We start from the raw sequence: 13,156 nt of genomic DNA, 5'->3' as shown, positions 1-13,156 counted from the left end.
GGAAACCTCATGTCGTGGATCGTCCTCATTCTTTCCGGCGCACTCGAGGCCGTCTGGGCCGCAGCGCTGCACCGTTCCAAGGGCTTCAAACGCCCGGTGCCGTCCCTCGTTTTCCTCGTCTCCGTCATCGCCAGCACCGGCGGACTGGCTTACGCCATGCAGAGCATCCCCACCGGAACGGCCTATGCCGTGTGGGTGGGAGTCGGCGTGGTCCTGACCGCCGCCTATGCGATGGTCACCAAGGTTGAGCGCCCGACGGCGGCACGCCTGGCCCTGCTGGCCGGGATCGGTGTGTGCGTGGTGGGCCTGAAGGTGGTGGCGTAGATGTCGGTACGTCTTGCCTGGCTGGTGCTGCTGGCCTCCGCCGTCCTCGAAGCCGTCTGGGCCACAGCCCTCGGCCTGTCCCAAGGGTTCAGCCAATTGCTGCCCTCTGTGGTTTTCGCCGTCACCGCCACCCTGAGCATGCTGGGACTGGGCCTCGCCGTGAAGCGCATCCCGCTGGGCACCGCCTACGCCGTGTGGGTGGGAATCGGTGCCGCACTCACGGTTGCCTGGGCCATGGCCACCGGCGTGGAGCCCGCCAATCCGCTGAAGCTTCTGTTCATCGCGGGAATCGTGGGCTGCGCGGCGGGTTTGAAGGCGTTGCCGTCCGGGGCAGCGGCTTCGGAGGACAGGTCCTAGGCTTCGCCCTTTTCCGTGATCCACCATCCAATGCCCAACGGCAGGACGTACCAGAGGGTCAGGGACGAGGCTACTTCGAGGGCTGAAGGCGCCTCGGGTCCACCCAGCAGTGCAGCCGCAGCCGTGATGGTGCTGAGGTAGCCACTCGCTTCCGGAAGGAGCGTGAGGATCAGCCCGTTTCCCACAAGGGTAATGAGGATGACAGCGACGATGGACAAGGCAGTGCGACGTATCGCGGCAGCCATGGCCACGCCGAACAAGGTGCTCAGCAGGCAGGTGGCCACACCGGTCCAGAGTGCCGGGGCCGCGCCGTCGAAGGCCTCTGCTGCTTCGGCGCCTAGTGCCAGGGCCATCACGGCAGACACCACGAAAACAAATCCCTGCAAGGCGAGTGCCAGGACCGCGGCGGCCAGGACCTTTGCCCAGAACTGGGCGGTGCGGCCTCTCATCAGCGGGTAATAGATGTAGCTCGTTCGGTGCGAGATGTCCGAGGTCATCCCCAGGATTCCGATCAGCGGCATGGCGAGGCCCGTGAAGAGCCCGATGCTTCCTGCAAGGCCAGCGAAAGTGGTCACGGTTCCCTGGGCGGCGCCCATCGCTGCGATCCCGACCACCAACGCTGTGGCGAGGACTGCAAGCACCGCAAAGATCGCCAAGGAACTGCGGGTGTCCACCAGTTTGCGGACTTCGACGGCCACCAAGCGCACGAAGCCGGGGCGTGTTTCCATCCTGGCCAGGACGGGCGAGGTAACAGCGGTCTGGCTCATCGGGCTTCCTCCAGCTTGTTGCGGCTGCTGAATTCTCCTGATGTCAGTGCAAGGAAGCGTTCCTCGAGCGCTGAATCAGAGACGTTTGAAAGATGCGTAAGCACTATGCCGTGTTCAAGGCTCGCGCGGCCGATATCCTCGGGAGCGGCGTCAACGACGAATTCCTTGCCCGTGACCTCGACAGTCCACCCACGCGAAGAGCAAACCTCCGCGAGCCGTCCGGGATCGAGGGCGGCAACCCTCGTCCTTGAACTGATGCTGAACCCGGCCGCCTCACCGGACGCCACGATGCGGCCCCGGTCGATCATGACGATATGGTCGGCTACTGCCTGCACATCGCGGAGAAGATGGCTGGACAGGAGAACGGTGCCTCCCCCGGAACTGAAATGCTTCAGGAAGTTCCTGACCCACAGTGCCCCGTCGGCATCGAGCCCGTTGCTTGGCTCGTCCATCACCAGGAACTGCGGCTTGGCCAGGAGAGCCATGCCCAGGACCAGCCGCTGCCTCATGCCCAGCGACAACGAAGCCACACGCTTTTTCCGAACGGCTTCAAGACCCGTGATGCCAAGTACCTCGTCCACCCGTGATCGCGGGATATCCAGGAGCATCGCGTTCAATTTCAGGGTTTCCTGAAGCGTGCGTCCGGGATGCAGCGCCGTGGGATCCAGCACGAAGCCAATGCTTCGTCCCGGGCTTTGCAGGTCCTGCCGCCGGCGCCCCGCGAAGAGGACCTCGCCGGTATCTGCGTGCGTGAGTCCGGCGGCAATCCGCAATGTCGTCGACTTGCCCGCGCCGTTTGACCCCAGAAAGCCGGTGATTGCGCCCTTCGGGCATTCGAAACCCACCGAGTCCACGACGGTCCGCCCGGCATATGTCTTTGTAACCCCCACGAAGGAGATTCCTGCAGCAACTTCAGCCGCTGACCCCAATGGAACTTCCTTTCCCCCAAATAGCTTTCCGACGCTATCACTAAAGACGATGCATTAACCGGTTGCTTCTGTGACTTGAATTCCTCGCCCAGGGGCTCCCTAAGTCGAAAAGCCCATCCGGAATACATCCGTCACCACGCGGGTTCTTGGCAACGGAGACCATCCACGCACCAATCCCCCGAAGGAACGGAAAACGCATGGCACCCGAAAACACCACCCTCGCTCCCGTCCTGCTCGGCGACGGCCTCACGGTCAGCCCGCTCGGCTTCGGAGGCATGGCCCTCACCACCGTGTACGGCGACGCCGATCCCGACGAGTCCCTGCGCACCCTGCACCATGCCGTCGACGCCGGTGTCACCTTCATCGACACCGCGGACGTCTACGGCGCCGGCGGCAACGAAGAACTCATCTCCCAGCTCCTGAAGGACCGCCGGGACGAGGTGCAACTGGCCACGAAGTTCGGCATCGTGGGCAACCCGCGGGACGGTTACACGGATGTCCGTGGCGACGCCGCCTATGTGCGGCAGGCCGCGGAGAACAGCCTGCGCCGCCTCGGCACGGACACGATCGACCTCTACTACCTGCACCGCCGTGACCTCCGCGTTCCGATTGTGGAAACCGTGGAGGCCATGGCGGAGCTGGTCCGGGAGGGCAAGGTGCGGCACCTGGGCCTGTCCGAGGTCACGGCCGAGGAACTCCGTGAAGCCAGTACCGTCCACCCGATCGCCGCTGTGCAGAGTGAGTGGTCCATCTGGAGCCGGGATGTGGAACGCAACGTGGTCCCGGCCGCGAAGGAGCTCGGCACGGGCTTCGTCCCCTACTCGCCCCTGGGCCGCGGCTTCCTCACCGGCACGGTCAGCGCCGCCGACCTCGGCGAAGGCGATTTCCGGCACCGCATCCCGCGCTTCGCCGAGGGTGCGCTGGACGCCAACCAGGCCGTCGTCGCCGCCGTCCGCTCGGTGGCAGGGGAGCTGGGCGCGACGCCCGCGCAGGTGGCCCTGGCCTGGCTGTTCGAGCAGGGCCGCCGGCTGGGCCTGCCGGTGGTGCCGATCCCCGGCACCCGCCGCGCGCAGCGGATCGACGAGAACCTCGGCGCGCCGTCCCTCACCCTGGGTGCCGCCCAGCTGGACGTGCTCGACGGCGCCGCCTCCGCCGTCGTCGGGTCACGTTCCGCAGATCCCAACTGGGTGTCGCAAGGCCGGGAGCAGCGTCCGTAGAGTAGGCGGATGGACTCACTCATTCACTCCCTGCGTGACCTCACCATCCGGCGCATTTCGGTCAGCGGGATGGACAACAACGTGTACCTGCTCACCGCGAAGGCGAGCGGGGCGCAGCTGCTGATCGACGCCGCGGACGACCTTCCGGCCATCCAGGCGATGCTCGCGGAGTCGGCCGCGGACACCACGGCCACGCCGAAGCTCGCCCTGATCGCCACCACGCACCAGCACTGGGACCACGTCCGTGCGTTGCCCGGGCTGGTGGAAGCCACGGGGGCGAAGACCTCGGCGGGAGCGGACGACGCCGAGGCGCTGCCCGTCCCCGTGGACGTGGTGCTGGAGCACGGCGATGTAGGGAACTTCGACGGCTTCGACATCACGGCGGTGCACCTGCGCGGGCACACCCCGGGCTCGATCGCGTACGTGTACCAGGACCCGGACGGCCCGGCACACATTTTCAGCGGGGACTCGCTGTTCCCGGGCGGCGTGGGCAACACGGGCAATGACCCCGCGCGTTTCACCTCGCTGCTGGACGACGTGACTGAGCGGTTGTTCGAGGCTTACCCGGACGACACGGTGGTTCACCCCGGCCACGGCAAGCCCACGACGCTCGGCGCGGAACGCCCGCACCTGCAGGAGTGGCGCGAACGCGGCTGGTGATCGGGCTTGGTGATCGAGCCTGTCCCCGGTGATCCAGCCTGTCGAGATCCTGGTTTCGACAAGCTCAACCACCGGATCTGGAAGCTCAACCACCGGGTCTGGTGATCGAGCCTGTCGAGATCCCCGGTTTCGACAAGCTCAACCACCGGGTCTGGAAGCTCAACCCCCAGGTCTGGTGATCGAGCCTGTCGAGATCCCCGGTTTCGACAAGCTCAATCACCGGGTCTGGTGATCGAGCCTGTCGAGATCCCGGGCTAGCGGCCGCGGCGCTCGTTCGACGCCGGAGCCGACGCCCGGCGCGGACCCTTGCGGGCGGGGCGTCCGGAGTTGCCCGAACCCGCACCGAAGGAGCCGCCGGACGTGCCGCCGGTGGTGGAGGACCATACGGCCTTGCTGCCGGAGTTGCCGGAGCCTGCACCACGGGTAGTGGTGGCCGACGCCGAACGCGGAGCCGTTGCCGACCGGGAACCGGCGGCGCGCTGGCCCGTGGCGGGGCGTCCGTTGCGGCCGCCCTTGCCCTGTGCAGCCGGGACGTCATTGCGGTGGCCGTTGCCACGGCCGCGGGGGTTGCGGGCGACATCCTCGGCTGCGGCTGCGCGGCGGTCCGCACGGTTCAGGTCCGTGCGCACGGGCTCGGCCGACACCTTGCCGCGTCCGCCACGTCCGCCGCGGCCACCCGCAGTGGGGGCTGCCTGGCCGGAGCGGCGGGCCCGCTTGCGCTGGGCGTTCGCACCGGTGGAGGTGCCGCCGCCCTGCTGCGGCAGCTTGGCTGCCAGCAGTGCCGCGCGGGTGCGGGGATCGACCTTCTCGGCGACCTCGCCCACCAGTTCAGCCACCAACGGCGAGCTGGCGGTAACACGTTCGAACGCCACCTCGACGCCGGCGGCCTTCATCAGCTTCTTGACGTCCTGCTGCTGCTCAGGCAGCGTCAGCGTGACCACGGTGCCTTCGGAACCGGCGCGGGCCGTACGGCCGGAGCGGTGCAGGTAAGCCTTGTGCTCGGTGGGCGGGTCCACGTGGATGACCAGTTCGACGTCGTCGACGTGCACGCCGCGGGCCGCGACGTCGGTGGCGACCAGCACGCGGACGTCACCGGAGGAGAACTCTGCGAGGTTGCGGTCGCGGGCGTTCTGCGACAGGTTGCCGTGCAGGTCGACGGCGGGGATGCCGACGTCGGTGAGCTGCTTGGCCAGCTTGCGGGCGTGGTGCTTGGTGCGCATGAAGAGCACGCGGCGGCCGGTGCCGGACGCCAGCTCGACGACCAGCTGCTTCTTCACGGTCTGGTCGTTGACCACCAGGACGTGGTGTTCCATGGTGGTCACGGCGGCCTGCGGGTCATCCACCGAGTGGGTCAGCGGGTTGGACAGGTAACGGTGGACCAGCTTGTCCACACCGTTGTCCAAGGTTGCCGAGAACAGCAGCCGCTGGCCCTGGCTGGGGGTCATGTCCATGAGCTTCTTGACCACGGGCAGGAAGCCGAGGTCTGCCATGTGGTCGGCCTCGTCCAGCACGGTGACCTCGACGGCTTCGAGGGTGACGATGCGCTGGCGGATGAGGTCCTCCAGGCGGCCCGGGCAGGCGATGACGATGTCCACGCCGGCAGCAAGCGCCTTCTCCTGGCGGGCCTGGGAGACGCCGCCGTAGATCACCGTGGTGTTCAGGCCCATGGCCTTGGCGAGCGGTTCCACCGTGGCGTTGATCTGGGTGGCCAGTTCACGGGTGGGTGCAAGGACCAGGCCCATGGGGCGGCCGGGCTTGCGGAAGTATGCGGCTTCGCGCTCGGCCAGGCGGGCTACGAGCGGGATGGCGAAGGCGATGGTCTTGCCCGAGCCGGTACGGCCGCGGCCGAGCACATCGCGGCCGGCGAGGGTATCCGGAAGGGTCTTGACCTGGATGGGGAAGGCTTCTTCGATGCCGTTGGACGCGAGGGATTCGACGATCGCTTTGGGCGTGCCGAGGGCAGCAAAAGTAGTCATGTGTTTCGTGGGGTTCTTTCTGGCGGCGCCCCTGCGGGCTTCGGCCCCCGACGCCGGTTGGGCCAGGGGATCGCCGAGGAAAAGTCAGTGGTCAACCGCCGGGCGGGAAAGCCGGGGCCGGGACCGAACGCGTTCATCGACGCAGGATGTGCCTCTCACATGAATAAGGCCCGCACTCTGCGGGCCCTCCACTGCACATCAAGTGCATCCAGTCTAGCAGTGATCGGGGTGGTGCCTTTCCTCGGCACCTGGGCGCGGGTCAATGCGGGGCCTGCCCTACGTGCTTTGGGTCGCGGATAACACGTAGAGCGGGCCCCGCAACGCCTCAGCCGTGGCGGGAGAGTTCCGGTTCGGCGTCATTGGCTTCGGCGTCATTGGCCACGGGTGCGGTACGCGCGGCGGGGACGATCCGCCGCGCAATGACGACTCCGGCGGCGGCGATGACCGCCGTCAGTGCGAAGACCGCAGCGAACGGGCTCGTCGTCGTGAACGCCGCGAAGACCAGCCCCGTGGCGGCGAGGGACAACGCGCCTCCGAGGGAGTCCGAGATGGACATGGCCGCACTGTTGAACCCCTGGTTCTCCGGGGCGGACAAGGCCAAGGTCATGACGCTCAAGCGCGGATACACGAGCCCCATCCCGCCGCCGGCGAGGATCCAGCCGCCGATCGCCACTGCGGCCGGAAGGTCCAGCGCCGCGGTCGCCAGGGCAGAGGCCACGGCCACCAGGACCAGGGTGGATCCGATCTTCACCGCGAGCTGGTCCGCCAGCCGGGCGCCGAGCCGCCCCTGGACGGCCGACGCCCCGGCCCATGTAAGCGCCGCACCGGTCAGCGTGAGCCCCGCGAACGTAGGCGTGAATCCGTAACGCTCCGTCAACAGGTACGGGAGGTACACCTCGGCCCCGAAGAAAGCGGCCGAGGCAATCCCCCGTGCCAGGATCACACTGGGCAGGCCGCGGCGGGCCGTGAGGGTGCCGCGGGGAACCAGCGGCCTGACGGCAAGCAGCGCGATGGCGAGCGCGACGGCGGCAATCACCCCGCCCGCGCCAGGCACCTCTGCGGACAGGTTAAGGCCGAGGACGGCAAGGGCCGCGAGCGCGGCCCACCCCATGCGGCCGAAAGCCCAGGGGACGGTCTCGACCGCAGCTTCGGAAGCCATGCCCCTGACGGCGGGAACCACCATCAGCAACGCCGGAACCACCAGGCCTACGACGCCCAGGAACACCCAGTGCCAGCTGATCAGCTGCGCAACAACACCTGCGGCGAACGGGCCGATCAGGGATGGGACCACCCAGGACGCAGCGAAGGCCGCGAAGATCTTGGGATGCAGCTCCGGCGGGTAGATGCGGGCCACCAGCACGTAGAGCGCAACGGTCATCGCGCCGCCGCCGAGGCCTTGCACCAGCCGCCCCGCCACCAGCATTTCCATGGTGCCGGCCGTTCCGGCAACCAGCAGGCCTGCAACGAACAACGCCACTGAGGCGTACAGCGGCGCCGCGGGGCCGCGGCGGTCGGACCAGTTGCCTGCCGCCACCATGCCCATCACGCCGGTAGCGAGCGGCCCCGCGAAGGCCAGGGCATAGAGATTGGCGCCATCGAGCTCACGGCTCACCAGCGGCATGATGGTGGTCACCGCGAGGGACTCGAACGCGCCCAGGAAAACAAGCGCGCAGGCCCCGATGGTGGCAAGCAGGTACGGGCGGCCCAGGATCCCGGCCGTGGGGGTCTCAGAAGTCATGGACGCAACCCTAAGACCTCAACTAATGTTGAGGTCAAACCTCACGCCGCACACCGGAGGCGACGCCATGCCCCAAGCTCCTGCCCACCGGCCCCTCACCATCGGCGAGCTCTCCGAGCGGAGCGGAGTGTCGCCGTCGGCCCTTCATTTCTACGAACGCAACGGGCTCATCCAGGCCGAGCGCACGGCCGGCAACCAGCGGCGCTACCGGCGCGACACGCTGCGGCGGATCGCGTTCATCAAAACCTCGCAGCGGGTGGGCCTGCCGCTGAAGGACATCCGGGACGCCTTGGACTCCTTGCCGGACGGACGCACTCCTACCAAGAGGGACTGGACCAGGCTGTCACGGCGGTGGCGCCAGGAGCTGGACGATCGGATCGCCGCACTGGAGCACCTGCGCAACGACCTGGACGGGTGCATCGGCTGCGGCTGCCTGAGCCTGAAGTCCTGCGCACTGCAGAACCCGGCCGATGAGCTCGGCGCGTCCGGGCCGGGGGCCCGGCGCTGGGGGTTGCCAAAATAGCAACGAACGTTGCCAATATTGCGGCCCCGCGGCACGCTGGGTCCATGACTGAACACACGCACGACGGCGACACTCACCATGGCGGGCACCGGCAGGGCGGCCTGAACCTCCACGAGGACGCGGACAACGCCGTGGACATGTGGGACGGGATGTACCGGGAACGCCCGAAGGTGTGGAGCGGCAAACCGAACCCGCAACTGGTAGCGGAAGCCTCCGGCCTGGGACCCGGCACGGCGCTGGTCCGTACGGCACTGGATTTGGGCTGCGGCGAAGGTGCGGACGCAATCTGGCTCGCAGAACAGGGCTGGCGGGTCACCGCCGTCGACGTGTCCGCCGTCGCGCTGGAACGCGCGGCCGGGCACGCAGCGGAGGCGGGCGTGCAGGAGCGGATCTCCTTCGAGCAGCAGGACCTGGCCTCATGGCGGCCGGACGCCGGATTCGGCTTGGTGTCCGCGCAGTACCTGCACTCGCCGTTGCTGGACTGGCGGGCCTCCGCGGTGGCGGCTGCCGCTGCCGTGGCGCCCGGCGGAACCCTGCTGTGGGTGGGCCACTACCCGCATGGCCGGCACGCCGGGCGGGAGATGCTCTATACGGAAAAGCAGCTGGCGGAGGCCATGGAGGCCGTCTTCGCAAGCGGCGAGTGGACCGTGCATGTCCTGGAGACCCGCGAGCGCACTGTCACGGGACCGGACGGCGAGGCCATGCCGCTGATCGACGTCGTGCTGCGCGCCAGCCGGAGCTAGCGAAAAGATCCGCGCCTGACGCCGGCGGAGCTGGCGCCAGGCGGCCGCACGGGGCAGCTAGCTGCGCGCGGGCACCACGGTGCGCTCCGCCGTCGGGGTTTCGCTGGCGCGGGACGAGACGAGCAGGCCGGCGACGGCGATCACCGCCGTCAGCCCGAACACCCCGGCAAAGGCGTAGCCGGACGCGAGCATGTTGAAGATCATGCCCGCCATGGCCAGGGCCAGCGCACTGCCGATGGAATCGGAGATGGAGAGGGCTGAGCTGTTGAAGCCTTGGGAGTCGGGAGCGGAGAGGGCGATGGTCATGGTGCTCAGCCTCGGGAACATGAGGCCCATGCCCGCGCCGCCGAAGGTCCAGCAGATGATCGCCGGCAGCGGCGGCCAGGCGAACACCACGGCAGCAAGCTCGAGCAGCAGCACGGCCACCACAATCCAGGTCCCGGTCCGGATGGCCACGGCATTGCTGATCCGCGAACCCCACCGCCCCTGGATCCCCGACGACGTAGCCCACGCCAAGGCCGACCCCGTAATGGCAAGGCCCGCGAAGGCCGGCGAGAATCCATGGCGTTCCGTCAGTAGATAAGGCATGTACACCTCGGCGCCGAAGAACGCAGCGGAAACCACGCCGCGCAGCAGGATCACGCTCGGCAGGCCGCAGACCGCGGTGAGGGTGCCGCGCGGCACCAGCGGGCGGACGGCCAGCAAGGCTACGAGCAGGGCAACGACGGCCGCCGCCCAGCCCACTGCGGGAATCTGCCCGGACAGGTTCAGCGCCAGGACCGCGACGCCGGCCAGCACCGCCCAGCCGATCCGGCCAAGGTTCCAAGGGACTGCATTCGGATTGGGATCCGCGCCCGGCCGCATCTGCCGCAGCGCAGGAACAGTCATGGCCAGCGCCGGAACCACCAGCACCACCACGCCCAGGAAGACCCAATGCCAGCCCACCGTCTCGGCCACCACACCGGCGGCGAACGGCCCCACCATGGACGGCACCACCCACACCGCGGCGAAGGCGGCGAACATCTTGGCGTGCAGCCGCACCGGATACGCGCGGGCAATCACAACGTACAGCGCAACCGTCATGGCACCGCCACCCAGGCCTTGCACGAAACGCCCGGCAACGAAGACCGGCATGGACAAGGCCGTTCCTGCGATCAGCAGTCCGGCCGCGAACAACACCACCGAGGCATACAGCGGCCCCGCCGGCCCGCGCCGGTCCGACCAGTTGCCGGCCACCACCATGCCCACCACGCTGGTGGCCAACGGAGCGGCGAAGGCCAGGGCGTAGAGATCCAGGCCGTTCAGTTCCCGGCCCACCCTCGGCATGATCGTGGTGACGGCCATGGCTTCGAAGGCGACCATGAACACCAGGGCGCATGAGCCCACGGTGGCCAGGAGGTAGGGACGGCGCAGGATGGTGGCCGTGGAGTCGTCAGGGATCATTGCTCAAGCCTAGTGCGCAGATGATTGCTTTTGTTGCGTTCTGCGCGGAAACAAACAGGAGCGCTCACGCTCCCGTGGGGGCCGCGGCTTACGCCGTCGGGCTCAGCTCGGCAGTCGGCACGACGACGGCGCCGCTCGCCGTCGTGTCCGGGTTCAGCATCCAGCCCACCCGCTTGGCCGAACTGAGGACCACCACGCTTTCCACCAGGTCGATGCCGGGAATGCGCTGCTGCAGTGCGAGCTCGGCGCTCAAGACGTCCGAAAGCGAATGCAGCCACATGACGATGACGAAGTTGGTGCGCCCGGTGGTCGAAGCACTGAGCCGGAGGTTGCGGAAGCCCCGGAGCTCGGCAGCCGCCGCCTCGTGCTGGCCGGGAGGGACGTTGGCGAACCATTGGCAGGTGATCGGGTAGCCGGAGAATTTCTGCGCTACTTCGCAGCGGAAGGACAGCATCCTGCTGGCGAGCAGCCGGTTGAGCTGGCGCTGCACGGTGGCCGGGCTGCGGCCAAGGGCCCGGGCCATGTCCGCAGCGGTGGCCCGGCCGTCGTGCGACAGGAAAGGAATGAGGTCCAGGTGGCTCTGCGGCAGCTCGCGCCCGCCGGTAGCAGGAGCGCCGGCTTCGGTTCCGGCGTAAGCCTGCAGCGCAGCCTGTTGGGCACGGTCCAGGACGTTCAGGCGCCAGGCGTACCCGCCCGTGTGCAGCCGGGTGCAGAGGGAGGTCCGGTACTTCTGCAGCCCTTTGATCTCCTTGAACTGCGGCACCACGGATTCCGTGAACGCAGCAAGGGTGGGCGTGATGACGGTAAGGATCAGGTCGCGGTTGCTGGCGGCCTCTTCCACGGTCACCACCTCCGGAATGGCGGCCAGCGCCGCGGTGACGTCGCCCCTCAGCCGCATCTCGCAGTCGATGTCCACCAAGGCCAGGCACATCTGCTTCGGATCGCCGATCAGGTGCGCGGTGGTCCAGGCCGCCCCCGCGGATCGGAGCCGCTCCCAACGCGCGGCGAGGGTGGTGGCGTGGACTCCCAACACCTCGGCGGCATCGGACCAGCTGATCCGCGGCGCGATCTGGAGGACGTTGATGAGGCTAAGGTCCTCTTCGCCCAGCTCCATGGCACCCCTTTCCAAGCTGCTCGAATCCTGCGAAAATCGTCCCACTTCTGAATTTTTCCTGCCATTCCATCAAATGTGAACGGCATCACTACACAATTGCCTAAGAAGAATTACCGACCGTTCGGAAAGGCAGTAGATGACCATCGCCGCAGACGCCAAGGAACTTCAGGACGATATCGTCCGCTTCCGCCACGAACTCCACCGCGAACCGGAAATCGGCCTGGACCTTCCCCGCACGCAGGAGAAAGTGCTCAAGGCGCTGGACGGGCTGCCGTACGAAATCACCCTCGGCGAGAGCACGACGTCGGTCACTGCGGTCCTGCGCGGCGGCGCCCCCGGAGCTCCGGCGGACAAGCCCGCCGTGCTGTTGCGGGCCGACATGGACGCCCTGCCCGTCCAGGAACGCAGCGGCGTGGACTACACGTCCACGATCGACGGCGCCATGCACGCCTGCGGCCACGACCTCCACACCGCCATGCTCGCCGGAGCCGCCACCATCCTGGCCGAACGGCGGGACCAGCTGGCCGGCGACGTCGTCCTGATGTTCCAGCCCGGCGAGGAAGGATACGACGGCGCCGGGCACATGATCCGCGAAGGCGTGCTGGATGCCGCCGGGCGCCGCGTGGACGCCGCCTATGGGATGCACGTCTTCTCGGCGATGGAACCGTTCGGCCGCTTCTGCACTAAGCCGGGGGTGATCATGAGCGCTTCGGACGGGCTGTTCGTCACCGTGCTGGGCGCCGGCGGCCATGGTTCGGCGCCGTTCGCCGCCAAGGACCCGGTCACCACAGCGGCCGAAATGGTCACCGCGCTGCAGGTGATGATCACCCGCCAGTTCAACATGTTTGATCCTGTCGTCCTCACGGTGGGCCTGTTCCAGGCCGGCACCAAGCGCAACGTCATCCCGGAAACCGCCCACTTCGAGGCAACCATCCGCACCTTCTCCGAGGCCTCGCGCGAAAAGCTGATGACCAGCATCCCCACCCTGCTCAAGGGCATCGCCGCAGCCCACGGCCTGGAAGTGGACGTCGAATACCGCGGCGAATACCCGCTGAGCGTCACCAACGAGGACGAAACCACCACCGCCGAAAAGACCATCCACGAGATGTTCGGCGACTCCCGCCACATCCGCTGGGCAACCCCCCTCAGCGGTTCGGAGGACTTCTCCCGCGTCATGGCCGAGGTGCCCGGCACCTTCATCGGCCTCAGCGCCGTACCGCAAGGGGCGGACCCGATGGCCGCCGCCTACAACCACTCCCCCTACGCCACGTTCGACGACGGCGTGCTGGCCGACGGCGCAGCGCTCTACGCCGAGCTGGCCCTCTCCCGCATCGCCGCCCTCGCCGGCACCCGGAACTGAATCCC

General features: G+C 68.0%; 13 protein-coding genes. 7 read left to right on the top strand and 6 right to left on the bottom strand.

All coding sequences use genetic code 11. The features are described 5' to 3' along the window. The first annotated feature begins 9 nt into the window (after positions 1-9). Together BIU82_RS07090 and BIU82_RS07085 are read left to right on the top strand one after the other, a co-directional pair. On the top strand, positions 10-324 hold the full coding sequence (locus BIU82_RS07090; protein WP_070348769.1) for a multidrug efflux SMR transporter: 315 nt from the start codon (positions 10-12) through the stop codon (positions 322-324). Beyond that, positions 325-681: a multidrug efflux SMR transporter gene (locus tag BIU82_RS07085; RefSeq protein WP_070348768.1), complete on the top strand. Its 357-nt coding sequence runs from the start codon at positions 325-327 to the stop codon at positions 679-681. It abuts the gene before it with no gap. Here BIU82_RS07085 and BIU82_RS07080 read toward each other — a convergent pair. Both BIU82_RS07080 and BIU82_RS07075 read right to left on the bottom strand, forming a co-directional pair. After that, a complete protein-coding gene (locus tag BIU82_RS07080) occupies positions 678-1,448 on the bottom strand; it encodes a hypothetical protein (protein ID WP_070348767.1) in 771 nt (256 codons plus the stop codon). The genes BIU82_RS07085 and BIU82_RS07080 overlap by 4 nt on opposite strands. Further along, positions 1,445-2,302, bottom strand: coding sequence for an ATP-binding cassette domain-containing protein (locus BIU82_RS07075; protein ID WP_171906514.1), 858 nt, complete (start codon positions 2,300-2,302; stop codon positions 1,445-1,447). The genes BIU82_RS07080 and BIU82_RS07075 overlap by 4 nt, the downstream gene beginning before the upstream one ends. 272 nt (positions 2,303-2,574) lie before the next feature. On the opposite strand from BIU82_RS07075, the gene BIU82_RS07070 reads away from it, so the two are divergent. Both BIU82_RS07070 and BIU82_RS07065 read left to right on the top strand, forming a co-directional pair. Further along, positions 2,575-3,594 (top strand): aldo/keto reductase, encoded by a 1,020-nt coding sequence (locus BIU82_RS07070; RefSeq protein WP_070348766.1) that lies wholly within the window; start codon positions 2,575-2,577, stop codon positions 3,592-3,594. Between the two features lie 9 nt (positions 3,595-3,603). Continuing rightward, the gene (locus tag BIU82_RS07065) at positions 3,604-4,254 is read left to right on the top strand and encodes an MBL fold metallo-hydrolase (RefSeq protein ID WP_070348765.1); all 651 of its coding nucleotides are present in this window, start codon (positions 3,604-3,606) and stop codon (positions 4,252-4,254) included. Between the two features lie 254 nt (positions 4,255-4,508). Here BIU82_RS07065 and BIU82_RS07060 read toward each other — a convergent pair whose 3' ends face one another. Further along, a complete protein-coding gene (locus BIU82_RS07060) occupies positions 4,509-6,230 on the bottom strand; it encodes a DEAD/DEAH box helicase (RefSeq protein WP_070348764.1) in 1,722 nt (573 codons plus the stop codon). 325 nt (positions 6,231-6,555) lie between these two features. Continuing rightward, positions 6,556-7,968: an MFS transporter gene (locus tag BIU82_RS07055; protein WP_070348763.1), complete on the bottom strand. Its 1,413-nt coding sequence runs from the start codon at positions 7,966-7,968 to the stop codon at positions 6,556-6,558. On the opposite strand from BIU82_RS07055, the gene soxR reads away from it, so the two are divergent. Then, entirely contained in the window at positions 7,967-8,491 is a 525-nt protein-coding gene (gene soxR / locus BIU82_RS07050) for a redox-sensitive transcriptional activator SoxR (RefSeq protein WP_070348762.1), read from the top strand. The genes BIU82_RS07055 and soxR overlap by 2 nt on opposite strands. Before the next feature lie 44 nt (positions 8,492-8,535). After that, positions 8,536-9,234: a class I SAM-dependent methyltransferase gene (locus BIU82_RS07045; protein ID WP_070348761.1), complete on the top strand. Its 699-nt coding sequence runs from the start codon at positions 8,536-8,538 to the stop codon at positions 9,232-9,234. Between the two features lie 57 nt (positions 9,235-9,291). Here BIU82_RS07045 and BIU82_RS07040 read toward each other — a convergent pair whose 3' ends face one another. Further along, entirely contained in the window at positions 9,292-10,677 is a 1,386-nt protein-coding gene (locus BIU82_RS07040; RefSeq protein ID WP_070348760.1) for an MFS transporter, read from the bottom strand. A gap of 88 nt (positions 10,678-10,765) precedes the next feature. Continuing rightward, positions 10,766-11,791 (bottom strand): AsnC family transcriptional regulator, encoded by a 1,026-nt coding sequence (locus BIU82_RS07035; RefSeq protein WP_070348759.1) that lies wholly within the window; start codon positions 11,789-11,791, stop codon positions 10,766-10,768. Between the two features lie 136 nt (positions 11,792-11,927). Between BIU82_RS07035 and BIU82_RS07030 the strand changes: the two genes are divergently transcribed. Continuing rightward, positions 11,928-13,151, top strand: a complete 1,224-nt coding sequence (locus BIU82_RS07030) for a M20 family metallopeptidase (RefSeq protein ID WP_070348758.1) — start codon at positions 11,928-11,930, stop codon at positions 13,149-13,151. Positions 13,152-13,156: the final 5 nt, after the last annotated feature.

Origin of the sequence: Arthrobacter sp. SW1, assembly GCF_001766675.1 — a bacterium.
GTDB lineage: Bacteria > Actinomycetota > Actinomycetes > Actinomycetales > Micrococcaceae > Arthrobacter.
Note: the sequence above shows the minus strand (reverse complement) of the source record. Positions and strands in the feature narration are given on the sequence as shown.